The sequence below is a fragment of the Gimesia fumaroli genome (genome assembly GCF_007754425.1).
GTDB lineage: Bacteria > Planctomycetota > Planctomycetia > Planctomycetales > Planctomycetaceae > Gimesia > Gimesia fumaroli.
Map to the genome: position 1 here is coordinate 1349062 of NZ_CP037452.1, position 25458 is coordinate 1374519.

General features: G+C 48.6%; 21 protein-coding genes. 11 read left to right on the forward strand and 10 right to left on the reverse strand.

Annotated elements, in window-relative coordinates; genetic code table 11:
* Positions 1-376 precede the first annotated feature (376 nt).
* Complete coding sequence (locus tag Enr17x_RS05265; RefSeq protein WP_145306573.1) at positions 377-2287, reverse strand: CRTAC1 family protein; 1911 nt, start codon at positions 2285-2287, stop codon at positions 377-379.
* A gap of 65 nt (positions 2288-2352) precedes the next feature.
* Positions 2353-5166, reverse strand: coding sequence for a multiheme c-type cytochrome (locus tag Enr17x_RS05270; RefSeq protein WP_145306575.1), 2814 nt, complete (start codon positions 5164-5166; stop codon positions 2353-2355).
* A gap of 85 nt (positions 5167-5251) precedes the next feature.
* On the opposite strand from Enr17x_RS05270, the gene Enr17x_RS05275 reads away from it, so the two are divergent.
* From Enr17x_RS05275 to Enr17x_RS05305, 7 genes are all read left to right on the forward strand, one after another.
* On the forward strand, positions 5252-5557 hold the full coding sequence (locus Enr17x_RS05275; RefSeq protein WP_145306577.1) for a hypothetical protein: 306 nt from the start codon (positions 5252-5254) through the stop codon (positions 5555-5557).
* 448 nt (positions 5558-6005) lie between these two features.
* Positions 6006-6986, forward strand: coding sequence for a lysophospholipid acyltransferase family protein (locus Enr17x_RS05280; protein WP_145306579.1), 981 nt, complete (start codon positions 6006-6008; stop codon positions 6984-6986).
* A 142-nt stretch (positions 6987-7128) separates the two neighbouring features.
* Complete coding sequence (locus Enr17x_RS05285) at positions 7129-7440, forward strand: Rieske (2Fe-2S) protein (RefSeq protein WP_145306581.1); 312 nt, start codon at positions 7129-7131, stop codon at positions 7438-7440.
* Positions 7441-7466: 26 nt separating this feature from the next.
* Positions 7467-8111: an HAD family hydrolase gene (locus tag Enr17x_RS05290; RefSeq protein WP_198000978.1), complete on the forward strand. Its 645-nt coding sequence runs from the start codon at positions 7467-7469 to the stop codon at positions 8109-8111.
* A 359-nt stretch (positions 8112-8470) separates the two neighbouring features.
* The gene (locus tag Enr17x_RS05295) at positions 8471-8689 is read left to right on the forward strand and encodes a hypothetical protein (protein ID WP_145211813.1); all 219 of its coding nucleotides are present in this window, start codon (positions 8471-8473) and stop codon (positions 8687-8689) included.
* Positions 8689-9246, forward strand: a complete 558-nt coding sequence (locus Enr17x_RS05300) for a nuclear transport factor 2 family protein (protein ID WP_145306585.1) — start codon at positions 8689-8691, stop codon at positions 9244-9246. Before Enr17x_RS05295 ends, Enr17x_RS05300 begins: the two co-directional genes overlap by 1 nt.
* A 50-nt stretch (positions 9247-9296) precedes the next feature.
* Complete coding sequence (locus Enr17x_RS05305; protein ID WP_145306587.1) at positions 9297-10655, forward strand: glycerate kinase type-2 family protein; 1359 nt, start codon at positions 9297-9299, stop codon at positions 10653-10655.
* A gap of 37 nt (positions 10656-10692) precedes the next feature.
* On the opposite strand, the gene Enr17x_RS05310 is transcribed toward Enr17x_RS05305, so the two are convergent.
* The 5 genes from Enr17x_RS05310 to ispF form a co-directional block, all read right to left on the reverse strand.
* Positions 10693-12021 (reverse strand): HD-GYP domain-containing protein, encoded by a 1329-nt coding sequence (locus Enr17x_RS05310; protein WP_145306589.1) that lies wholly within the window; start codon positions 12019-12021, stop codon positions 10693-10695.
* A 265-nt stretch (positions 12022-12286) separates the two neighbouring features.
* Complete coding sequence (gene ruvA / locus Enr17x_RS05315) at positions 12287-12907, reverse strand: Holliday junction branch migration protein RuvA (RefSeq protein WP_145306591.1); 621 nt, start codon at positions 12905-12907, stop codon at positions 12287-12289.
* 38 nt (positions 12908-12945) lie between these two features.
* Positions 12946-13476 carry a crossover junction endodeoxyribonuclease RuvC gene (ruvC, locus tag Enr17x_RS05320; RefSeq protein ID WP_232100957.1) on the reverse strand — a complete coding sequence of 177 codons (531 nt, stop codon included), beginning with the start codon at positions 13474-13476 and terminating at the stop codon, positions 12946-12948.
* 44 nt (positions 13477-13520) lie between these two features.
* Positions 13521-15077: a cysteine--tRNA ligase gene (cysS, locus tag Enr17x_RS05325; protein WP_145306593.1), complete on the reverse strand. Its 1557-nt coding sequence runs from the start codon at positions 15075-15077 to the stop codon at positions 13521-13523.
* A gap of 85 nt (positions 15078-15162) precedes the next feature.
* Entirely contained in the window at positions 15163-15669 is a 507-nt protein-coding gene (gene ispF, locus Enr17x_RS05330) for a 2-C-methyl-D-erythritol 2,4-cyclodiphosphate synthase (protein WP_232100958.1), read from the reverse strand.
* A gap of 324 nt (positions 15670-15993) precedes the next feature.
* Here ispF and Enr17x_RS05335 point away from each other — a divergent pair, with 324 nt between their 5' ends.
* Positions 15994-16878, forward strand: a complete 885-nt coding sequence (locus Enr17x_RS05335) for a hypothetical protein (RefSeq protein ID WP_145306595.1) — start codon at positions 15994-15996, stop codon at positions 16876-16878.
* A gap of 76 nt (positions 16879-16954) precedes the next feature.
* On the opposite strand, the gene fbaA is transcribed toward Enr17x_RS05335, so the two are convergent.
* Together fbaA and Enr17x_RS05345 are read right to left on the reverse strand one after the other, a co-directional pair.
* Positions 16955-17986, reverse strand: coding sequence for a class II fructose-bisphosphate aldolase (gene fbaA / locus Enr17x_RS05340; RefSeq protein WP_145306597.1), 1032 nt, complete (start codon positions 17984-17986; stop codon positions 16955-16957).
* A 361-nt stretch (positions 17987-18347) separates the two neighbouring features.
* Positions 18348-21290 (reverse strand): hypothetical protein, encoded by a 2943-nt coding sequence (locus tag Enr17x_RS05345; RefSeq protein WP_145306599.1) that lies wholly within the window; start codon positions 21288-21290, stop codon positions 18348-18350.
* A gap of 505 nt (positions 21291-21795) precedes the next feature.
* Between Enr17x_RS05345 and Enr17x_RS05350 the strand changes: the two genes are divergently transcribed.
* The gene (locus tag Enr17x_RS05350) at positions 21796-22074 is read left to right on the forward strand and encodes a transcriptional regulator (protein ID WP_145306601.1); all 279 of its coding nucleotides are present in this window, start codon (positions 21796-21798) and stop codon (positions 22072-22074) included.
* Here Enr17x_RS05350 and Enr17x_RS05355 read toward each other — a convergent pair.
* The gene (locus Enr17x_RS05355; RefSeq protein WP_145306603.1) at positions 22071-23054 is read right to left on the reverse strand and encodes a bile acid:sodium symporter family protein; all 984 of its coding nucleotides are present in this window, start codon (positions 23052-23054) and stop codon (positions 22071-22073) included. The two genes, Enr17x_RS05350 and Enr17x_RS05355, sit on opposite strands and share 4 nt — an antisense overlap.
* Before the next feature lie 139 nt (positions 23055-23193).
* On the opposite strand from Enr17x_RS05355, the gene Enr17x_RS05360 reads away from it, so the two are divergent.
* Both Enr17x_RS05360 and ubiE read left to right on the forward strand, forming a co-directional pair.
* Complete coding sequence (locus Enr17x_RS05360; protein WP_145306604.1) at positions 23194-24675, forward strand: UbiD family decarboxylase; 1482 nt, start codon at positions 23194-23196, stop codon at positions 24673-24675.
* Positions 24676-24700: 25 nt separating this feature from the next.
* Positions 24701-25438: a bifunctional demethylmenaquinone methyltransferase/2-methoxy-6-polyprenyl-1,4-benzoquinol methylase UbiE gene (ubiE, locus tag Enr17x_RS05365; protein ID WP_145306606.1), complete on the forward strand. Its 738-nt coding sequence runs from the start codon at positions 24701-24703 to the stop codon at positions 25436-25438.
* The last annotated feature ends 20 nt before the right edge of the window (positions 25439-25458 follow it).

A 25458-nucleotide genomic window follows, 5' to 3' on the forward strand; every position in this document is an offset into this window, starting at 1 on the left:
CTCTTTAAGAGCCAGAGGCTTAACACTTGTTATTGGGTTTGAGCACTCGTCTTGTCAGGTTGGAGTATAGCCAGTTTATCTGGCGGATGGCTCTGATCTACACTAGTCACATCAGAGTTTCTTCAGTAGGTGGTTCTGGTAATGTTTTCTAATTCTAACACATTAATCCAGTGGGGGGAGGAATCGATTAAAACCGTCTGATACATATTATGCCAAATCTACATGCAGTAATTCAAGGACAATTTTGGAAACCATTCATGATCGAACTACTTTAAAGCATGATACATCAGACAAGATTGATATGAATCTGTCAAGGATTTCGTATTGATTTCTATTAACTCAACGAAAATAGTAACATCGGTAAAACAGGATGTTTTTATTTTTCAACAAGTCCGTTTTGTTCGGAAATCTGATACAACTGATCTGCTTTCAAATTTTCCCATTTGGTTGTTTTTCCCGATGGCCATCGGATGCTTACCGATGCAATTTCCGTTTCTTCACCTAACCCAAAGGTAATGGGGAGTTCAGTTTGTGACAGATAGCTGCGGGTTGGCATCACCAGACGACTTTGTACGCCTGATTGCGTTTTAATCTGAACCTGTGCACCCAGAGAATCGTGGTTAGAAGCAGGTGTAGAACCTTTGTTTCCCTTGGTGGGGTCACTTGTGAGCTGGAAACGGACCCAATGGTGGCCTGTTTGTTGATCATTTCGTAGTAGACGCGGCGTTTTTCCGGTAGTCATGATCAACAGATCCAGATCTCCATCATTATCAATATCGCCAAAGGTGGCGCCGCGGCCAACTAGAGGTTGCGCAAAGTCGGATCCAACCAGAGATTGGCCCAGCGGAAGGAACTCTGTCTCATGTTGTGCACCGCAGTTCCAGAACAGTTGTGGTTCCTGTTCATAATGCTGACGTTCCTGCACGATATTAATATCTTCTTCCAAGTGACCGTTTGCTGCAAACAGATCGAGTCGACCGTCTAAATCTGCATCAAAAAAGAAGACGCCGAACGTTAACGCCAGTCGCGTTTGTGGCCCGAGCCCGTTCGAGATGGCCTCATCAATAAACTCCATCTTTTTTCCAGGCGACGTATAAAGGGCCGTCATTTCATTGGCGAAGTTTCCAATGGCGATGCCCAGTGTGTCATCATTTCGAAATGGGGCGATGTCAATTCCCATTGCACCGCGCGCATTACCATTCATGTCAAAGGCGACTCCGGAAATCACCGCTGTTTCTGTGAAAGTGCCATTCTGTTGATTGTGGAACAGGAAATTTTGAACCGTATCGTTGGTAATGAAAATATCGATGTATCCATCCTGATCAAAATCGTAGAAATTCAATCCAAGTGATTTTGCTAAAGGGACTCCTGTTCTAGGGGTGAATATTCTCAAGCCAGCCTGTTCAGAAACTTCATTGAATGTACCATTTCCCTGGTTCTGGTAGAGTAGGGGAGGAACGCCATTGAAGTTTTGCGGACGACCATAGGCTCGAATTCCACCTTTGAGTGTAAAGTTCTGTGCACGGTCAAACTCACGCGTCCATTCCACATAGTTGCAAACCAGTAAATCCAGGTCTCCGTCACGATCGTAATCAAACCAGCCACAACTGGTGCTCCAGAGCTGTGCAGGACCACCGACGCCCGCCTGCATTGTGACGTCAGTAAAACGCGTTCCTTCATTTTTGAATAAGCGATTGGTTCCCAATGCAGAGATAAACAGATCCACGAGTCCGTCGTTGTTATAGTCGCCACAAGCAATGCCCATGCCGTACAGCGAGACGTTCAAGCCCATATCGTCTGTAACATCTTTAAATTTCCCGGTACCGTCGTTTTGATATAACGCCAGCGAGGAATTAGTGCTTTCTTTTTTCTGTGGCTGGCTCCAGGGCCAGTCATTTGAACCCACAAGCAGCAGGTCCTGATCTCCGTCATTATCGTAATCTAAAAATGCAGCTCCGCCTCCCATTGTTTCCGGCAACAGTTTTTCACCAGCGGCTCCGTTATTATGAACGAAGTCAATTCCAGCCGCCTGTGTGATATCGCTAAAGGGAATCTTGGGAAGCGTTATTGCTTCGATTTGTCGTTCTGCCGGTAACGCTAACGGAGTTTCCTTTACGATGTTTTCCGGCTGACGAAGCTGACGCAACAGGAAGAAGGTTCCTCCCACTATCGCTAAGACCAGCATTACAGCCAGAGAATACCAGAAAGCACGACCGATGGATTCATCGTTCTGCTCTGTCTCTTCTTCCAGTTCTGGATCAAGGTTGGCACTTTTTTGATCTGCCATTTGATTATCCTTTGTATATAGTCTTATGACATTCCTGGCTCAACATTCCAGGAGAGGTCGATTTGTTATGGTTTGACCGTCCGGTTTAATGAATAAATCACCGGATGCTCGGCAGCATGGTTGGCTGCAGGATACTTTTCACGGGCTTTTCGTTCGGAGAGACCGCGGGCTGTATCATCCACTTTATACTTCTGATGCAGCTTTCGATGCTGTTCAGAAAGTTCGGTTTGATCCAGTTGGTCATAAATCAATGATAAGCTGTAATGTGCGGTGACATTTTCCGGGTCGAGTACCAGAGTCTTTTGAAACTGTTCGACTGCCTGATTCAGAAAATGATCCCGCTGGTCTCGATTTTCTTTGGTACGGAATCGCTTAGCCTGATCAAACAGGTTTTGCCCCAAGTCATTGATGACAACATAATCTTTGCTGAAATCAAAACCGCGACGGGTGCGTTCCTCTGTCTGGTCTTCCAGAACACTACGGAAGTTACGTTCGGCTTCTTTCAGGTGGCCCTGCTGTTGATTCACCTTGCCGCTCAACCAGGCCAGCGTCCAGGGGGGAGCCGGCGGATCAGTAAACGAAGCCGCTTTTTGTAAAATCTCAACGGCGTCCTGTAAACGACCTTCACGGAAATAGACACGTGCCAGATTCAAAGAGCCGTCATAGCGGCCCAGTTGATCGACTTGACCAAACGCTTCGGCGGCTTGTCTCAGTTCCGCTTTGCCTTTCAAGAATAGTCCGATACCGTAATCATTCCAGCGTTGCCATTCCGGGATTTTAACCGTTTTATTTTTGATCTCGGCGGTGACGCCTTCTACCGGAAACGTAATGGTATCGGAGGCAATCGTTGTAATGGGCAACGTATTAACATAGGGAACTCCCTTTTTCTTCCAGGAGAGTTCTTGCCCTTTCGATTCGAGTGATTCCGCTACAAACTGCATGTAGTGTGTATCGAATTTTCGATACTGCAGCTTGGCTTCCACCGTCACGGGAGCAGTCAAGTCGTCCGGAAGGTTCAGTTCATAATGGATCGTCTGCCCGGCACCGGGGGGCATCTGATTATTATAGAGAGCGACGAAGATATCCTGTGCATTGCGGCGGGCAATGCGATTACCGTCTCTGTCGATCACAAACGCGTTGATGAAGTGTGACCAGGGGTCCACAGTCCCATCCTCTTCACGTGAACCGCTACGACCAATAATTCGGTCACCACTCTTGACCGTCACATCCAGCCAGATTTCATTTGAGTCGGCTGTGCCCTGAGTGAAATGGTGACCGACTTTTAAGGTCCGGAGGACCGTTTCCAACAGATATTTATTTCCCGGTTTTAAAGTCGGGACTTTCGGTCGCAGAGGGGCGATTAATTTTCCATCAATGTTGCCTTTTTCCCGGATGCCGAAGAAATCGACGCGCAAGTTATCTTTGAGAAACTCCTGATGGACGGCGACGGTTTCCGGGTCATTCCGTAAAGCGGCAATTCCCGTGTTCGCTGCTGGGAACAGATGGTTATGAACGCTGAGTTCTTTCGAGTCATAAAAGTGGCGGGCGCCGAAGTCATTCGAAGGCTTGGCAGGCATATGGCATTTATTGCAATTTTCCTGTGCTACAGGCGGATAATAAAAACTCCGCGCTCCATGTCCCGAAACACCACTCAGTAAAAAGGAATCGTAATGGTTCTGACCTCGCAGGAATTTGTATTGATTGAGTTCTTCCGGCAAATGCACTTTGTGACAGGTACCACAGAATTCGGTGGACTTGTGCAAATCCTTTAAGAACGTTTTTTTGTGGAATGCGGGTTTGGCTTTGACCAGTTGATTATTCACCCATTGCAGAAACGGGTTTTCACTATATGCGAAGGGATAATGAATTGGTTCTTCAATTGTGTAGTCACTATTACCGCGCACGCTGTTGACGTGAGTAATGGCATGGCAGGTCGTGCAAGTGATGCCTGCCTGTGACGTAATATGATTGATATCGTCAAAATTGGGGTCATCAAACGCGCCACTGAAAAAGGGGACCGGGTCATGGCAGCCGGCACAGAAGCGGGATGCCTGTAGATTCCCATCGCGTTCCAGAGAGACTTTGCGCGTTTCCCGGACCGATGCCAGATAGGCGGGGTTATTAAAGGAACTGATATGATGCACGCTGTTTTTCCAGTCAGCGTGTGTGTCGGGATGACATTTCTGGCAGTAGTTATCCATCATCAATGCCTGTGCGGGAATGAAATCACCAGTTGATGTTCGTGACAGGGACGGGAAGAAATATTTTTCACCCGAAGCAGGTCCGACCACATTCCATTTGCGCGGATCGGCCGAATGAAACATCAACATGCCGACCACCATGGCGGTAATCACGCCCATATAAGACAGTCCTCCCTTCCAGTGAATTTTGGGACCAACGAGACGATGTAGCCAATACAGCCAGAGGGCAAACAGCGGGGAGAGCACGTGACACCAATACGTGATGGAACGTGCCGTCGGGTTTTTCAGGTCGAATGAACCAATACGTAATAATAAAATTCCGGAGATCAATAGCAGACAGGAAGTAATAAAGAGTGCGAAGCCTACGCGCACCGCGCGGCGGTTGAGACGATTCTTCGTATTATAAATGTGAACTATGCCAAACAGAATGAACGGTGCCAGGAACAACAGTCCCAGAATCAAATGTGCCAGAAACATATATTGATAAAACCAGTTTTCCAGGGTCTCGCCGCTCAACCAGTCGTACACCGTAATACTGACCAGATAGATTGAATTCGCACCCAGGAGGGCAACCAGTAATAACAGGAGATAGAAAACCTTACGTAATTTCGGTCCGATAGCGCGGCGGACGATACGACGCGGCCGTGATTCTGTCACGGGAGAATCAGAGGAACTCATGATGACAATAGATCCTGCACAAAATGGCTAGAGACAAAACTTGCTGTATCAAACTGCGCTAAGCAAAAGTGAGAAGCGCACGCGCATGCCAGAAATTAAAAGAGCACATGCACGCAGCAAGTTTCATGAAACGACAGAAACCATGTTTCTGTTGACGAGCGCGTTTCAGAAGCTGGCATTTTGTGGAGGACGGTCGATTCGTTGTCGAGAGGCAGTTGTCAGCAGCAAAGGGGGAGAACCCATTGATCCGCAATCAGGTGAGCGAGGCATCAGTGTTTCTGATGAACCAGAGCAGGCAGGTTTTATCATCGTGATCACAATCAGCGGAGATTCCGGCGACGGATCAGGCTGGTGGTTCTGGCAGTCAGGACCCGAGCAGGGTCTTTTTTGAGGAGACTGGTCAGGTTGATGCAACAGGATCATTTCGGAATCGTCAGGTTGACCTGCATGTGAGAGGTAATCACCACACGTCGCATTCGCTGTCTGGACCGCCGACAAACTCCATACGCACATCGCACCTGCGAACAGCAGGAAACGGACGGCGGATTGTGAGTACGAGCGGTTTGACATAGAAACTACATGCTGAAATGACGAGAAATGAGCTGAAAACCAGAACTTTCCTTTTCAATATATACGGATATCCGTTCAAATCCGAGCATAAAATTTGGTTCCTGCGGATTTTGTTCGGTTTTATCGGCGAAGTGGGCTGAAAGTGCCGGGAGCAAGTCTGAATTTGGGGGTTGACGAATTTTCCCTTTCCGAAGACACTTTTACCGTGTTTCGTCGAAATTTCAGGCGAAATCCAAAAACAGAGCAGGGAAGCTTGGGGGAATCAATTCATGATTAATTGGCGAATGGCACGGTATCGACTGGAATATCTGGTATTCCGCACTTTGGTCTGCATCGTGCGATCTTTACCGATGAGAGAATCGGTGGCGTTGGCAAAAGGCCTGGCATTTATCATTCATTATTGCCTGCCCCGCAAGCTGACCCGATATAAAGTGGCAGCGGAAAATTTACGGACCGCGTTTGGCGATGAACTTTCCGAGAAAGAAATTGAGCAAACGATCTACCGTATGTGGGTGCATCTGTTTCGGATGGTTGTCGAAATCATCCAGTTACCACGAAAGTTACACCGTGGAAATATCTTTAACGTACTGGATTTTGATTATCCGCCGGAACTGATTACCGCGTTATGTTCCGGCAGACCTGTCATTCTGTTGAGCGGGCATTACGGGAATTGGGAAGTTGCCGTCTCGGTCTTTGGTCTGTTTGGGTTTCCCATGGGCGTTGTCGCCCGCGAACTGGACAATCCGTTTCTCAACGAATGGTTTGAGAAATTCCGCCAGCATACGGGGCATCGGGCGATGGCGAAAAAGGGCGGCTACGATGATATGGTCGCCACAATCGAACGCCGCGGACATCTGGCACTGCTCGGCGATCAGGATGCCGGCAAGCGGGGGCTGTTTGTCAACTTTTTTGGCAAACCGGCTTCCACGTTCAAATCGATCGCGTTGCTGGCACTGGAATATCGGGCGTATATCTGTGTGGGCTATGCCCGCCGACTACCCGATGATTTTGAACGGAACCAATGGGTGAAATTCGAAATGGGATGTGAACAGTTGATCGATTCCACTCAATGTGTTTCTAATGATCCCGTGGGTGAGATTACGCAGCAGTTTACTACAGCATTGGAAAATGCGGTGCGAAAATCTCCGGAACAATATTTCTGGGTCCATCGTCGCTGGAAAAGTGAGCCGCGTGTCCGTGCGAAAAAGAAACGCCAGCCAGAACCGCTTCCGGAAAAAAAAGCAGCCTGAATTGATTCAGACGGTCCCGTGAACTACAACCTCATTAGAGGTTCTTTGTCACTGAACGCACAGCTGTCTGGAAAGCAACCAGTTTGAGCGATTCCACTGGTTACTGGAATCTGTTCTGAGAAAACACCATCCGGAGAAGCAAATGGGGAAAAAAGTACGGATTACGGATGTGAGTGAAGTTCCTGCAGGTTCTGCAGCAGAATTCGTAGCCGGAGACCGGGTGATCGCTTTATTTCATGTTGATCAGCAATATTACGCGATGGATGGAGTCTGTCCGCATGCAGGTGGCCCACTGGGTGAGGGCAGTTTGGACGGTACAGTGGTAACTTGCCCCTGGCATGGCTGGCAGTTTGATGTGACGACTGGAAAGCATTGTCTGAATGATCGTCTGTGTCATCCCACGTTTCCGGTTTTTGTAGAAGAAGATGGGATTTACATCGAACTTCCTGACTAAGTTTTGAAAAAGAGAGATTCATTCGCGTGACAAAGTATAAAGCGGTCATATTTGATTGTGACGGAGTGTTGGTCGACAGTGAGACCCTGGGAAACCGTGTATTGGCAGAAATGATCACCGAGATCGGTTTCCCGCTGTCACCCGAACAGGCAGTCCAGCAATTTAAAGGCGGAAAACTGGCCGACTGTCTGGCTGTAGTCGAAGACCAAATGGGGAAAAAATTGCCGGATGATTTTGCCACTCAGGTTCGAGCACAAATGGCAGACGTATTTCAGACTGATTTACAGGCGATTCAGGGGGTCCGTGAAGCACTGGAATCGATTCCGGTTGCAAAATGCGTTGCCTCTAATGGGCCTGAAGAAAAAATGGACCTCACTTTGAAAATTACGGATCTGCTCCACTTCTTTGAGGGACGAATTTTTTCTGCTTATACCCTGGGTGTCTGGAAGCCGGAGCCGGATCTCTACCTTTATGCGGCTTCACAGATGGGAGTTCATCCCGAAGAGTGTGTGGTGATCGAGGACAGTCATCTGGGAGTGCAGGCAGCGGTAGCGGCAGGGATTCCCGTACTTGGTTACGCCGACCATAGTTCACCAGCTGAGCTCGAAGCGCATGGAGCCAAGACGTTTCGTTCTATGCATGAACTTCCTGCGTTACTTGGATTTTCCTAAGAGATTTCCTAAACAGAATCTGGTCCAGGACGATAGTACCCGGCAAAGTCTGCTGTTTGAAATTTCCCGGATCGGCTTGAATGCGCGAAATTCGCCGATTGGCTGGTAATTTTTACACACCTGATTTTAGAGTAGGTAAACCGGGTAGACCTTGCAGTCACTAAAATCAAAAAAAACTGAACTTTTCAGTCAAGAAGCCAAATTGATTAAGCCGATAATAATAACTGAGTCGGAACATTTCCGATGATTTTCATTGTTCAGCTTTAGTCTATTGATTTTTGTTTGCAGGGAAACACCTCTGCCTGGCTGGGGATTCAGCCGGTCAAAAATCTACGAGATCGATATAGGAAGGATCCTCCATGCAACATCGACTTCGAATTTTCACAGGTGAAGAAGAATCGCTCGAACAGAATGACAGTCTGGTCAACGTTCGATTTGGGGAAATCGCAGACGCCTTGGCGGAAGCAGTTTACTATCGTCGTACATGGGTCTCTGATTTTTCAGAAGACGAAGTAAAAATTCCCTCTGATCTATACGCCATCTTAACCGCTTATAGCCATCTTCGACCGGGCGCCTGATGGTCACGCGGCCTCTGTCTCAAAAATTTCTGATCACCGCTCTGGTTCTGTTGGGGCTGTATCTGGTCATTCTGGGAGCACAGCGGGTTTATGAACATTATCAGGTGAAGCAGATTTCGCTTGAGTTTGTGCAGGCTCTGGAAACAGGGAATGAGAAGCAAATTCGCGGTCTGCTTACACCTGAGAAAGCCGATCTGGCTAAGAAATTGAAACAGGACTCACAAGACAGTTCTGCGCCCCTCGACTATCGAATTCTCGACGTCAAATTAACGGGCAAAACTGCTCAGGTTAGTATTCAAATTCAGAAAAATGGATATGCCATCAAGCCCGATATCCACTTGGTAAAAAGTAAGACCGGCGTCTGGAAAATAGATGCGGTCACACAAGCTCAGGTCGACCCGCTCTGGTACGACCAGGAAGATCAGCGGTATCGGGAAAAATTAATCAAAGAAAACGTTCCCCCGGAAGAAGTGCAGGGACGCGTCCTTGCAAAAGAGCTCGCACGTTCGTTAAATACAACAGTCGAGGAATCGTCCCCGGACAAGGTCGATCCTTAACAAGCTGCTCGTTTTTTCGTCTATGCCGAATTCTTTCTTCCGAGGTATCAATGTCTGAGGCTTCCTCTGTATCCGAACGCGCATTGGAAATCTGGAAAGCAGGTGTCAAAGCCGTCGATTCAGAAACCCTTGTTCGTAATGCCATTCAGATTAACGAACATAGTCTGACAGTCTGTGGGCATTCAATTCCCCTCCAGGGACATGAAAATCTGCTGGTAGTAGGAGCCGGGAAAGCTGGCAGCGGTATGGCTGCGGGCGTGGAAGCTGCCTTGTATGGTTCATTGCTGAAACAGCGCACCTCAGGTTGGGTGAATGTTCCTGCAGACTGTGTCAGGCCTTTGTCTCATATTCATCTCTATCCGGCACGACCGGCAAGCCTGAATGAACCCACGGCGGAAGGCGTGTATGGATCCCGGCAAATCCTAGAGAAAATATCCAGCTTGCAACAGGATGATATCTGCCTGGTTCTGATTTCAGGAGGAGGTAGCGCGTTGTTACCAGCGCCTCTGCCTCCTGTCACTCTGGAAGACAAACAATTGGTCACCCGACTACTGATGTCTTCCGGTGCGACCATTCAGGAATTGAACTGTGTACGGAAACAGATTTCACAGGTCAAAGGAGGCCGACTCGCTGCAGCGGCAACCTGCGGAACATTGATTACGTTGATTATCTCCGACGTCGTCGGAGATCCGCTGGATATTATTGCCTCTGGACCAACCGTCGTCGATTCCTCGACTCCGGCTGAAGCATTGAAAATTCTGCAGCGTTTTGTCTCTGATCGACAACAGGTACCCGATAGTGTTTGGAGTGTATTAGAGGCGGATCCTGCACGTTCGCCAGCACAGGAAGTTTCCAGACAAACGAAAGTGATCAATCAGATTATTGGCAGTAATGCAACTGCACTCAAAGCCGCGAAGCAGCAAGCAGAAGAGGCCGGTTATGAAATCGTTACTCTAGGGTCTGAGAATGAGGGGACGGCGTCAGGAATCGGAATCGAACTGGCAGAACTCTGCCTCAAAATTCGAGACGGTGCAGGTCCTGTTTCCAGACCAGCTTGTGTCCTGAGTGGGGGAGAACCCGTGGTCGATTTATCTTCGACACCAAACCCGGGTAAGGGAGGACGAAACCAGGAAGTGGTACTGGCGGCAATGCAGCGTTTATGGGAAGAAGACCTTTCGGGTATCTGTGTTCTCTCAGGGGGAACAGATGGAGAAGATGGTCCCACTGACGCCGCAGGCGGCATTCTCGATGCGCAGGTTCTGGAACGTGCACATGCAATGTCGATTGATCCGGCCCCTTTTTTGAAAGACCATAATTCGTATCCCTGTCTCGCAGAGGTAGGGGGATTATTGAAAACGGGAGCAACCCAGACGAATGTCATGGATCTGAGAGTGGCATTGGTGGAATAAGCTAGTGGAATCGCTGACGGACTTCGCAAGTTAGATGTTAGATTGCAAAGACAGGCGTTTGCAATTCGTCCCGGGAAACAGCACGAACCACATGCATGTCGTCGTAATCCTGCAGGTTCGTTAACTGAGGAATGCCGTCTTCATCCAGGATTTCGACGATCGGATTGTCATATTGAATCCGGTTGGTTCGAACGACGATCGCATGTTGTCCGTTATTGAGTTCAACAAGCGAGCCCAATGGATAAAGAGACATGGATTGCAACAATGCACGTACAGCATTGCGGTCAAATAAACCCATTGAAGCGTCATAGACAAGGCTTTCGGCAGCCTGGTAGGGCAACAACCCTGCTTTGTTTGGCCTGGAGGAAACCAGTTCAATAAATTCATCTGCTACAGCGGCAATTTTCGCAAGTGGATGAATCTGGTTGCCTTTCTGGCCACGAGGATAACCTGAACCATCACATCTCTCATGAATCTGATAGGCAATGAGTTTGGATATTGTTGGGATTTCATGTACCTTATTTAGCAGGTCAAAGGTAATGATGGGATGCTTTTGCAGTTCCAGATTTTCAATCGGACTGAGAGGCGATTGACTCATTAGCGCTTTGAAATTGATTTTATTCATCCCGGTGTCATGTAACAGGCAACCAATGGAGAGTTGAATCAAATTGTGTCGGCTGAGACCCAACTGAGTGCCGATCGCCATTGCCAGACTCGACATCTGCAAGTCGTGTCGACAAAAATTGCCGTTTTCAATCGGCGTAATACCTTCCAGCACAAACAGGTCCATATCCTGTCTCATTTGCGAGAAGGAAATATTGGTAATATCATAAATCTGGGGCATACTGATCCGTTTTGTGATCAGCAACTGTGTGTAAATATCGTTTGTGATTTTCGTCTGGACTGTAAATTGTTCTTGATATTTATTTTTTAATCCAGTCGAGTATCGCGAGACAGGAACCGGTTTGAGTTCGTTTAAAAAAGAACTTGTTTGGATTTGCCACGGTGAGTCTGTTCTTTGAGTTTCCAGTGCGGCCTGCTTTTGGGCAGCGGTATAGGCAGATGCTAACTGGAGACGTTTCAGGCGATTTTCCTGCAGGGAGTCCGATTGCGTATTCTGGCTCTCTCCCGGCCCCAGCATCAGGTTATGCAGGTCTCGTTCGTGAACCCGTACGCTACGAATGCCTCGTTTCTTTAAATTCTCAATTGTCCCTTTAGTGATGGTTTTTCCGCTGGCCAGCAGCAAAAGGTTTTTTTCGCTATCTGCATCAAAAATCGGAGCCTGTAATTTGACCCCCATACGGAGTCGATCAATATTCAATGAAGAATAAGGACTGGCTTGTTTTTTGCCGGATTTTACAACCATGAATTGAGACGCCGTTGTTCTTTGATTACCTGCGATGATTCATTTGGGTTTTTGAACTCAGTGTATGACACAGAGAGCTGAATGAATCGGTTTCATTGTTCCGATCAGGGAGAATGGAGATTAATGAAGCCTAGGTCAGGTAGCGCGTTAGACCAAATGCAAAGCCTATGGTAGGGCGCAGGGTCGCCAGATCAGCCTTGGATCAGAACTGATCTACCGTTTTTAGCGATTATGACGGAAATGAATTTACACTGGTTTCGGACGCTTAACTGCGTTCTTGCTGGTAGAGGGCAGTTAAAAATTCCTCGATACTCTTGAATTTTTTTCCCTCAGCTGAGATGGTTTCGACTTTTTCACGCGCTTCGGTAGCCGAATATCCCAAGCTAAGCAGTGCTTCGTATGCTTCGCCGTAAACATCGGTATTTGCTTCATCTGTGGGAAATTCTTTAGCGACAATTAGTGCGAATTTCGTCATTTTGCGTCTGAGCTTGGCAACAATTCGTTCTGCGACGGCAGGCCCAATTCCCGGTAGCGTTGTGAGTTGCTTGACGTCTTTTTCTTCAATGGCAGTCGCTACTTCTTTGACAGGACGCACCATGGCACGCAATGTTTTTTTGACACCAACGCCATCAACCGAGCAAACCAGTTCAAAGAACTCACGTTCGGCATGGCTCATAAAGCCGATCATGCGGGGAGTCAGTCTTCCTTTCTGCGGATTACCTTCGATGTACTGAATGGTTTTCAAGCTGACTTCCTTACCAATCAGAGGCTGTAGCTGGCGGCGGACAAATTCCGGTATGAAGACCTGGTAGTCAAAGGCTCCTACCGAGATGATAGCCTCGGATAGACTGAGTTCAATTAGTTCGCCGCGAATATTCGTAATCATGCTTACTCATTCAGGTTGTAAATTTGTGAATTCACCTGTTAGAAGCAGGTGACGCGAATCGTATGGTAATGACACAATGCGGCAGCAAATGCGTCCGCAACGTCATTCGGTTCGAGAATGGTTTTCAGTCCAAGTTCTGTTTTGATCGCGTGTTGCATTTGTTCTTTAGAAGCGCGACCGCTGCCTGTAATCAACCGTTTGATCTGAGTCGGCGTATAATGCGCAACCGGCACGCCCGCATCATGTGCAGCATATAAAATAGCACCACGGGCATGCGCCATAATAATTGAACTTTTGGGAAATTTTGGAGTTGTGAAAACCTGTTCGATCACCATGATGTCAGGCCGAAACTCTTCAATGACTTCCCGGATTCCCGATCCGATTTCATGCACACGGGACGCGAGATTGGCATCCTTTGTAGAGCGGATAATTCCCCCTTCACACAGGACAGGACCTTTCAAGGATTGTTCCAGCAGCGCGTAACCAGTCCGATTGAGTCCCGGATCGATTCCCAGAAAACGAGTCGGTGTGGTTAACTCTCCATCATCCATTGTCGAGTTTGATTTCATGCACGGCTCAAATTGATCAAAATATTGATCTTACAATATAGACTCTAGCCACGGCGCCACAAGCTGCCATCCGGACGGTCTTCGACGGTGATCTGGCAAGCGGCTAGACCATCGCGAATTTTATCTGCAATATCCCAGTTTTTGCTGGCACGGGCATCCTTGCGAATCTCCAAAACCAGTTCCATTAACTGATTAACAAGCCCATCGTCAGCGGCCTGTTCTTTTTCAGGGGCCTTGCGGAATACACCCAACAGGTTTGCCAGTTCCTTTAACAGAGTAGCACCTGTTTTGAGGGCTTCTATCATTTTTTCATTTTGTTTTCCTGCGCCGTCCAGTTTCTGCGAATGGATTAATGCATTGAGTGTTGATCGAATTTCAAACAGAATGCCGATCGCACCACCTGTATTAAAATCATCATCCATGGCTTCCAGAAAACGCTGGCGTAATTCTGAAAGTTGCTGGAAGTATTCAGACGGAGCTCCTTCCAGAGCAACTGATTGCTCGCGTTTTTCTGATGTCGGAAGGTCGTAAAAACTGTCGCCGGTAATCCGCTCGAATGTCTCGAAGAAGCGATAGAATCCTTCAATTCCTTTGCCGGTTTCCTGGATGTTTTCGTCACTGAAAGCAATCGGACTACGGTAATGTGTGGACAACAAGAACAGACGCACCAGTTCTGGTGGATGAATGGCAAAGAGTTCCTTAACTGACGCAGCTCCTTTGGAACCGGAGAGTTTGTCTGCTTCTTGCGCTTCCTGATCGACGACGACGTCGCCGTGGCGGTCATGCTGGCCACCAACTTTTCCAGGGGCATCACTGGCCTGCATCAAACCATTGTGAACCCAGTATCGCACATAGGACTTTCCAGTACAGCATTCCGACTGAGCGCGTTCATTTTCGTGATGCGGAAACATTAAATCGAGGCCACCGCCATGAATATCAAATGAATCCCCCAGCAATTTGCGGCTCATGGCAGAGCATTCAATGTGCCAGCCCGGACGACCAGGCCCCCAGGGGCTGTCCCATGCAGGTTCTCCCGCTCGAGACTTTTTCCAAAGGGCAAAGTCGGCGGGGTTTTTCTTTTTATCATTTGCTTCCACGCGTGTGCCTGCAATCATCTCTTCAATCTTACGGCCACTAAGGCAACCATATTTTTTGTCCGCTTCCGCAGAGAAATAAACATCCCCATCGAGGGGATATGCATATCCCTGGTCGATCAGGGATTGAATGATCTCCTGCATTTCCGGGATGTAGTCAGTAGCTTTGGGGAAATCGGTAATGGTGTCGACGCCCATTGTTTCCAGATTATCAAAGTAATCCTGAGTCATTTCCGCAGCCAGTTTTTCCACGGTCGTATTCAGCTCGGCTGCTCTGTTAATCAGCTTGTCGTCAATGTCGGTGATGTTGTTGACAAATTTGACTTCGTAGCCGTTATATTTAAGATAACGCGCGATTGTATCGATGATCACCGGGCCGACCATATGGCCGATATGGGCATGTTTATAAACTGTAGGACCACATAGATAGATCCCGACTTTCCCCGGCTTGATGGTTTGGAAATCTTCTTTTTTTCGACTCAGAGTGTTGTAAATTCTTAGTGTCATTGTCTCAGATACCTGAATTACTTTCTGTTATCAATAAAAATGTGCCCGACTGGATGCGGGCTCTGATTTGTTTTCACTGTCTGGCTTATCGCCTCAGGAGCACAACGGCATCAGCCGTCATCGCTTCTTGCCGGCCCACAGGACCGACGCGTTCGCCTGTTTTGGCTTTGACGTTAATTTGTTGTGTTTCAAGGCTGAGAATGCCGGCGATCGATTTCCGAATTAATGGTTTGTAGCTGACTAGTTTAGGACGTTCCGCCGAAATTGTGCAATCCAGGTTTACGATTTGCCATCCCGCCTGTTGAACTTCCTTAAACGCAGCTGCCAGCAAATCGCGCGAATCTGCACCCTTCCACCGTTCCTCGGTATTGGGGAACATTTCCCCGATATCTCCCAGACCGGCTGCCCCCAATAAGGCGTCGGTAATTGCGTGAAGCAAAACGTCCGCATCACTATGCCCCACGAGTCCCATTTCGAATTCAACGGGAATCCCTCCCAAGACCAGCTGATAGCCGGATTCAAGCCGATGGCAGTCTTGCCCGTAGCCAATTCGCATATCTGGTAAATGATCTGAAGCGGATGGTGGTGCCATGAGTTAGGGTCACGATGTTCCGAGGAGTTTGTTCCAAAAACAAGGTTTTACTGTTCTTGTGAATATATGGTTTCACGTCCGTATGAAGGCACGCAGATCATAGCTGGAGCCGTCTGAGATGGCAATATGAGCCGAGATTCCCAAGTCCTTTTGTCATTATCAGTATCTCGAATTCTTGAAATTGGTGGTCGGGTCGATTCCTGGCTAAAGGGTTCGATATTCAAATTGACACAATTTGGGATTCCCGGTAGACTCCGTATCCCTTCTGAATCTTCAAACAGATTTCATTTCTCTCGACTTTTCTCTACTCATCTTCAAGCATTCATGAAGACACTTCTTCACAAATCATGGTTCCTGGTATTGGCACTGGTTTTTCTGGTTGCCACGATTACGGGCTGCGCGTTGATGGAAGAAGGAGCCGTTTTAGGATTAGGGAAGTATGTCGATAAAAGAACAATCAAAAAACTACCTTCCATTCCGGTCTCCCAGGATGCGATGCAGGTAGAAATTGTCTTTATCGAACGTCCGATCAGTGATCCACTTTTAGGCTCGACACTCTGGAATGAGATCGATGAAATCGGCGCTGTCGATCTCATGGATCAGGAGAATCTGAAGCAAAACGGGTTTCGTGTGGGGCACGTCAGCTCTGTTCCTCCGATGGCACTACAGACGTTACTTGGCTTGAAGTCTCATCTGGGAGGCGTCACGAAACAGGAAGAATCTCTGTTGCTCTCCGGTCGGCGATTAATGTTGCGTTCCGGCGTGCCGACAGACATTCAAACCAGTGATTTCTATGAACAATGCAAACTGGAATTATTCAATGATGATGCGGAACAGGAGCTGGAAATCAAGGAGTTTGAGCAAGCCCGTTGCGTGATGCGTGTGAAAGCACATAAAGTTCAGGATGGCTGGGCGCGGCTGGAGTTTACGCCCGAAATGCACTACGGAGCACAGCAACTAAGGCGTACGCCGACTACGATCGGCTGGCAGCTCGAGAACCGGCAAAATACAACGCCGTTATATAATCAGAAATTCGAGGTCACTCTCAATGTGGGAGAAATGACAGTCATTACGGCGGCAGACGAAGTTGCCCCGAACTCAGCCGGGCATCTGTTCTTCCGTGGGGAAGGTCACAAATCCGATATCCAGAAACTCCTGGTCGTGCGACTGGCAAACATGTCGAAGATGGATCTCGTCCGCTCAAAATAATGGGATCAAAAATAAAAGCGGGCTGTTTCTCTTGAAACAAGCCCGCTTTTTTAGTTTTTCATTTCCGGTTGTCTGATTAGACCTTACCGAAGATGGTTTTTCCGGTGGAGAACAGGTCGTCACAGGCTTCACCCATGCGGTTGACAACGCCCATTTCTCCGGCTTTGAGATAGCTGCGAGGATCGTAGACTTTTTTGACCCCGACTTCTCCATCAATTTTTAATACGCCATCGTAGTTTTTCAACATATGATCAACGACAGGTCGCGTGAAGGCGTACTGGGTGTCGGTGTCGATATTCATCTTTACCACACCATATTCCAGTGTTTCACGCAACTGGTCTTCAGGAGTCCCTGAACCGCCATGAAATACCAGATCGAACTCGGCTTCTTTACCATACTTGGCAATCACAGCTTCCTGACCTTCTTTCAGGATTTCCGGTCGCAGTTTGACTGCACCCGGTTTGTAGCTGCCATGTACGTTGCCGAATGTGGCAGCAAACATATAACGACCCAGGCCGTTGAGTGCTTCGTAGACGGCTACCATATCTTCAGGAGATGTGTAAAGCTTGTCAGCAGGCTGGTCAGAGTTATCGACTCCGTCTTCTTCACCACCCACAACGCCGGCTTCGACTTCCAAAATGATTTCGTTGGCGGCACACAATTTCAAAAGGTCAACAGACAGTTCAAGATTCTCTTTGAGCGGCAACTCTGATGCATCCAGCATGTGAGACTGGAACAGGTTTGGCAGCCCTGCTTCACGACGTCGTGCCGTTTCTGCGATTAGCGGCTTCAGGAATGAATCGACTTTACCAGGCTGACAGTGGTCTGTGTGCAATGCGATCAGTACGTCATAACGTTCTGCCAATCGGTGAGTTGCTTCAGCCAGAATAATGGCACCTAAGACGGCGTCCTTCTGATCCAGACCTGAAGCAAATTGACCACCGCCAGTAGAAACCTGAATGATTCCGTCTGATTTTTTATCTGCAAATGCTTTGAGTGCTCCGTTGATGGTTGTCAGGGAGGTCACGTTCATTGCGGGATAGGCATAGTTGCCTTCCTGGGCGGCATCCAGCATCGCTGCGTATTGAGCTGGGGTTGCAATTGGCATTGGTTTTTCCTGTTCAGTTAAAAAGTTTAAAAGGTGTTCCAGTCGGTTGATTCTGAAACTTCAAAGTCAATCTGACAAAATAAATCTGGCCTGTCCACGATTGTTACTCGGATGAGCTTGAGTCGTTCACATTTCTGATTGAATCTGAACTGCGTGGAACCGGAAATGAATTCTTAGAGAGATCGGGTTGAGAACTCCGGCCATTCAAGAACTTTTTTACACAGGGGGTTCGTACGTTGAGTCAGCTTTAGCCCTGTTTCTATACCGTTTCTTATCAAGTTCTGTCCCGGCATTCAAGTGTCAGGCGATTTCGCTTTCATGAATGTTGCCTGATTCAGAAAGCCGAAAACCTTAAAAATCCTTACGGTTTCTCTGGAAAGGGCCCCAGTTTCGGCAGCTTTTTCAATAAATTAAAGCCGGATGAATTTTCATCGGCTGATTGAAGCAGGGGAGGTGTTTCTGCAGCATTGATCTGCTGATACGGTTTCGGCTCAGGTGTATAGGCGATAACGCGTAAATCATCAAATAGGATCGAGCCCATCCCATTGAGTGAGAGCGTCAGGATCAAATTGTCGGTTTGAGGGACTTCCCGAATCAGGTCGATTTTCTGCCAGCCACTTTGTAAATTCCAGTGCAGAGCGCCTCCCGGCCCCATAATGCTGTCCTGAAAGGTTGCTCCTTGCGGGTTTCCGATTATGGGACTGGAGACTTTTACCCAGCCAGTCACATGCACGATCTGTCCGCTGCGTACGGCAAGAGGAGGCGTCGTTACTTTGACCAGAGGACCTTCAATGTGGACGGGCATCTGGTTGCGGCTTAGAGGGGCTGCCAGCAATCGAAGGCTGAAGTCTCCGGATTTTTTGTCGCGGGGATACAACTCTGCAATCGTTTGAGTGCCCTCAATGGCATTTTGCTCGTGCGTCCAGCCTTCCACCACCCATGTGTCGATGTCTTCGAAATCGCCGGAACGTAACAGGTTGGCTTCAATATTTTTTCCGCTCCGTCCGATTTTCGAGACCATCTTCCAATGGTCCGGTAACGTACTGTAAGAGACGGTATAGGGGCTCGACATGGCAGAGGAGAGCGTACGCGTCGCTTCACGCCATTGACTGCGTTGCAATATACGCAGCATCTGCATTGAATCGCGTGCATGAGTGCGTGCAGCATGAAAGTCCTGGGCAGCCAGAGCCGTTTCAGCCTGTTTTGCTAAACTCTGAGCTCGATTCAGAATTGCAGGGCCATCCATGCGGGCGATCTGACTGACGCCCAGTTGAACCAGTTCTCCATTGGTTTTCTGGCAGCGTTCCAGCTTCGCCTGGCATAATTGCACACAGGTTTCCGCAGAAGGTCGACTCAATGCGGCGACTTTGTTCCGCAGCTTTTGGATGAGTCCCTGATCCGACGTCATGATGATTATGGAGGTCATATCAAATTTGGGAATCGTAATCTGCACACCGCCGTTAACTCGCTTGCGTTCTAGATTTTTGATTTCCGTGGTGCTCAACTCCCAGACCGAGGCGGAAACATTACCACCAGGAATCACAATCGTCGCATCGTTGCCGGCCAACTGATCGGGCACAAACTGAGTACCTTCTCGATACCAGACAGGTAAAATCAGGGTTCCGTATTCTGAGTGAATGATCGCCGCCTGCATTTCCTGCCTCGCCTGATTTTCACGCTGGATCAGCATTTCCCGCTCTGAGAGCAGCTCATCACGCAGCAATCGTTTGGCGCCGGAATTTTTAAAGGCCGCACTCAACTGCTTGATCCGAGGCGATTCTTTTTGTTGTAAACTGAAAGGCACATGAGAAATCACCGACCCTGTTGCCAGCCAGTGCTCAATCAGATCAATTTCCATATTTAACTGGCGAATGACCAGTTTTCGTTCCAGTGCCCCTGGAATCGTTGTGTCATCAAGCCGCGTAGTCGTCCAGTAAGCATTACCACGGCAACCAGCCGAAAGGGTTGCGTAAGTCTGCATGCGAATTTGTTCCGGCTCAATGATGATTGGAGATTTATTAGATAAACTTCTCCAGCGTGCGTTCGCTGAAGTCGGTTCGGTCTGGATCCAGGTCCATAAAAAACGGCCCGGGGCAATTCGAGTTTTATCGATCAACGTATCCCGGTATTCCAGTAGACTGATGTCGCTATTGAGAATATGAGGGCTGGAACCAATCATGGAAACCTCACGAGCAATTTGCCGCTCTTTTCCCAGAACATCCGCCATGATCGGGCGTTTGAACTGCTGGTCGGCACTTTGAATCTGTCCTACTCGGCTGCGGATTTCATCCCATTGTTTTCCTGGAATCTGAGTTCCCAGATTCCAGAAGATGATCGGGGCAGTCTGTTCATCAAAAGGGATCAGAGTCGCATCGCGAGAAGCCAGAAAGTCCCCATGTTCATCTTTCGGGCGGGGCGGGGTTGCCATTGCCCATAGACCCTGACTGCGTAGCTGTGATAAAAAGTTATAATCATCAAACTTGGGAGCCCAGATGACATTCAGGCCCGCCTGCTTGAGTTCTGCCAGATCCTCACCGTGAAAACGAGACATGCGGGGAAACATGGGAGTCCCCTGCAATTGAACTCGATCCAGTAAAAACTCGACGATCGGTTTTGCATTTTGTTTATTTAAAGCGGCCGCGGTTTCCAGAACTCTCTGATTTGGATGAACAATCGGCGAGAGTTTCAGGTCATCCATCAGGAATTCGACTTTATCCGATGAAGAACGAGTCACGATCAAAACACGTTCCACATACATATCACGTGTATCGACCTGACGTAGCTTACTTCGTCCTCTTAAGAGTCCCACAGATTGATTCACCAGAGTGTCGGTTGTGGTGCAGCGCAGTTCCTGCCATTTACCCTCATCGGTATAGGTATCTCCAATCAGATAGATGCGAGCCATCGCTCCCGTTTCCGGATCAATCTGATGAGGCAGCACCGCCTCCAATCCGATGCGCGTACCACGTCGATTTGATTTGAACCAGAGGGACGCAGTCAATTCATTGATAATGCGGCTGGAGGGGAGCCGATGGGAAAGCTCAATTAAGGAACCCAGATTCCCTGTGACAATTTGCAAATGTTCGCAAGCTGCACCTGCGTGAGGAACGGTTGTATTCCGCACGTGCCATTTCTTTTGCGCCTGTGAGGAATCAATGCGAACTTGCCAGCTGACTCTTGATGTGTCATCAAAATTGGCTTTGAAAGACTCTGCGCGCAATTCCGACGCGCCCAGTAGTTCCAGAATCAGAACTACCAGAAAGATGCTTCGTCCTTGAATCAGCTTACCAATTTTTGATGGCATCAATGCCCAGACTCAAACCCATCCCTGGGGTAAAAATTTTTGATTAATAGATCAATTACTATACTGATTTGCACAACAAAGTCGACCGGGTTTCAAATGGCACGAATAAACGCTAGCCGAATAAATTTCCCAGCTTACACAAACCGATCGTCGTTCAGCATTCTTTACGAATTGTTGTTTGCTGTCCGCTTTTCGTTGCAGTTATCCCTCAAACACGTTGTTTTTAATCAACGTACTGTTGAATCAGCTAAAAATGGCTGCAAACTGTGGGGATTTTAGAAGAAATTGCAATCTTCGCCAATACGAAGCCTTTCATTTTTGCGAAACTGATCAAAGGTTGCTGTAGTGATCAAAGTTGTCGAAGTTATTTGATAATAGCCACTTATCGCAAATCCTTTTTTAAATATTCATAATCGGCATGAAATCTGTTCTATTAGCTCTCAGTTTTCCCATGTGGATTGTGGATTTGAAAGAAAGTTCTGGCACAAACTGAGAAATGAAACTTATGAATATCCGACTGACCGACGAATCAGATAGTGCAAGTTTGCCCCGAGAAGTAATTGATCTGGGCAAGAAAATTTCTGAGCTCCCGCGCGAACATCAGGCGCTATTGGAAGTTTCATATTCTCGCGTCGTAGAATCTGTCAAACGACGCAGACGCATTCTGGGATTGATTCAGGAAGCGCTGGCTCAACTCCGTCTCGATGTCAAGTATCTGATGTTTGATCTTGATGTGACCAAAAAAGAACGCGACGAACTCAAGGCACGTCTGGAAGAAACTTAATTTTCCAGCGTCGTCTGATTCAATGGCTCCTCTTTCAGTATCTGGCTTTGGGTTTGACGTGACCAGAGTTGTGCCAGAATCGTTCCGGTCAGCATACAACCAAACATATACAGCGCCGGCGGCAATGCGATCAGTTCCTTCCCCGGAAACAATTGCCCTGCCAGGACTGCTCCCAGTCCTGCGTTCTGCATGCCCACTTCCAGCGTCAAGGCCCGCCGCATCGGTTCATTCAGTTTAATGACCCCACCTGCAAGATATCCCAGCACATAGCCCAGCAGGTTGATGACCAGCAGCGCAACAGCCAGGGAAAGAAACACATTCTGCAGTCGCTGCTGATTCAGACTGATAATTGTGGCAATGATCCACAGGATGGAAAGATTTGCGAATGTCGGCCCAAACATCTGCATCAGGCGGCTGAAACCGTGATGCAACTGCGACAGGAGATGCCCGAAAATCACGGGTAATACCACCTGAGTCAAAAGTTTGACAAAGGAATCCTGAGCGAGTGCGAGCGCATCAATGTCCGTCCCCGAAACCGCAAGATACAACACCAGAGGCACGAATAACGGGGAGAGCAGGGTCGCGGATGTCGTCAGACAGACCGAGTAACTCACATTCCCTCGCGCTGCCAGCGTCAGCACATTCGAAGCCATCGCACCAGGTACACAGCCCACCAGAATCACGCCAATTCGTAATTCGGGCTGGTCTAGAAAGAACAGACTCATCAAAAAGGCCAGTCCCGGCATCACCGTGTATTGCACAAATGTGCCACTCAAAACCGTGTGCCAGCGGCGGAAGACATCGCGAACCTCGTTTCCCGGCAGCAGGGAACCGATCACAAACATCGTCGCCGTGAATAAATACGGCAGATAGGGTTGAGAGTCATGAAACGGATGAAAATCGACGGGAATCATCCGATCCCAGAAGACCGCCACCACAGACAGCAGAATCAGCCAGAAGAGTAAAAAACGTTGAAGCATGGTTCCGATATCCGGTGACAGTCAAATTTTGAGCGAATTGGGATCGTAATATTCTGAGAGGTTCACAGCCGCGATCATTTGTTGATAGTTCTGAATTGGTTATGATTCCTGACTGTAAACAATGTGTTCCTGAATTTCTATGAATAACACCATAATGATGAATGCGGACCATCTGGCCGATTTTGTAGCGAACTTTGAAGAAGCCGGGCAACTGGTCCGTATCTCGGCACCTGTCGAGTCCGAACTTGAAATCGCCGCCATCACCGAGCATGTTATCAAATCAAACCCGGAGGGACCCGCGCCCGCGCTCCTGTTCGATCAGGTCAAAGGGCATAAGGTTCCTGTCTTAACGAACCTGTATGGCAGTCTCCCACGACTGCTGCAGATCTTACGCACTGATTCGCTGGATACGATTGCCGACCGCGTCGCCGGTCTCTTGTCTCCTGATCTCCCGGAAGGCTGGCTCGATTCGCTGAAGATGATTCCGCAGTTCTCACAACTGCTCAACATCAAACCCCGGATCGTCAAAACCGCCAGCTGTCAGCAGGTCGTCAAACTGGGCCGCGATGTGAACCTCAATGAATTCCCTCTATTGAAAAACTGGCCCGACGAAGCATTTCCTACGATTACTGCCGGTCAGATTGTCACCTTCGACCCGGATACCAATGCCCGTTTTGTGAATGCCCGACCGATTCAGGTCATCTCAGATCAGCAGCTGGCAATTCGCTGGAGCCAACACGACGCCGGCTATCAGCTCCTGCAGAAATATCAGTCCCGCGACCAGCAGATGCCCGTCGCCATCGTTCTGGGCGGCGATCCAGTCGGCCTCTATTCGGCACATGCGCCGTTGCCGACTTTGACCGACCCTTATGCCTTCAGCGGTTTTCTGCGGAATCAATCTCTGGAACTGGTCAAAGGACGATCCATTGATCTCGAAGTTCCCGCGCACGCCGAAATTGTGATGGAAGGTTTCATCGATACGACCGCTGATCCACTGGAAGTCGGGCCGGTCGCGAACCCGACCGGCTATTACAGTCCACCCGAAAACGTTCTGCCCCTCCATCTGTCTGCGGTCACGCATCGCGCCAATCCGATCTGGCCCGCGCTGATTCCCGCCGCCCCTCCGGCTGAAGAAGCTTTGTTTGCTCAAGCCACCGAACGCATTTTTCGTCCCCTGTTAAAATTGGTGGTCCCGGAACTGGTCGACGTCCATTTCCCGCCGTCAGGGACAGGCCGCTATCTGATGTTTGTCAGTATTCAGAAATCCTATCCGCATCAGGCCCGTCGCGTCGTGAATGCATTGTGGAGTCTGGAACGCTTACTATCATTAAAGATGATTGTTGTTGTGGATCACGATGTGAATGTGCATGACGAATCTGAAGTCTGGTACCGCGTCAACACGAATGTGAATCCCGGACGTGACCTGATTTTTTCCGAAGGGCCCGGCGACGATTACGATCACAGTGCAACAGTCAAGGGCATCGGCCACAAACTGGGCTTCGATGCCACTCGCAAAACTACGGCAGAAGGGCATCCCCGTGAATGGCCTGAAGCTTTACAGATGCCGACCGAAATACAACAACGCGTACAGAGCCGTCTTGATGAACTCGGCCTTTCCTGAAAGAAATTGAATCGATACTGAAGCTATGAATGTAGACAAAACCGGCTCACGAGTGCAGCAGATGTTTGGCGAAATCGCGCCCCGCTACGATTTTATGAATCACTTTCTGTCGGGCGGCGTCGATTATTACTGGCGCTGGCGCACCGTTCGCAAAGTCGCTCCCGCAGGTGCAGCGCCAATTCTGGATGTCTGCACGGGGACCGGCGATCTGGCAATTTCCTATCTCAAAAAAGCGGGCGGAAAAACCAAAGTTGTCGGTGCCGATTTCACCCACGAAATGTTGAAGCTGGCATTGAAGAAAAATAACAGCACATCGCTGAGCTTTCTCGAAGCAGACACCCAGCAGCTTCCGTTTTCTGACAATCAGTTTCAGATTGTCTCGGTCGCCTTCGGCTTAAGAAACGTCGCCGATACCAGACAGGGACTCAAAGAGATGATCCGCGTCTGCCAGCCCGGCGGTCAGGTCGCGGTACTTGAATTTTCGATCCCGACCAATCCGCTGTTTCGTGCCTGCTACCAATTTTATTTTCGACATATCCTCCCGAAAATGGGACAATTACTGGCCCGCAACCAGCAGTCAGCCTATAACTATCTGCCCGAGTCTGTTTCCGAATTTCCGCACGGCAAGGCACTGGCTGATATGATGGATGAATGCGGATTGCAGGGAACCCGCTGGTATCCGCTCACCTTTGGAATCGCCACGCTGTATGCCGGCGTGAAACCAGCGAACGAAACGAGTGCAGCTGCCGAAGCTTCAGAATAAAAAGTTCAGAAAAGAAAACG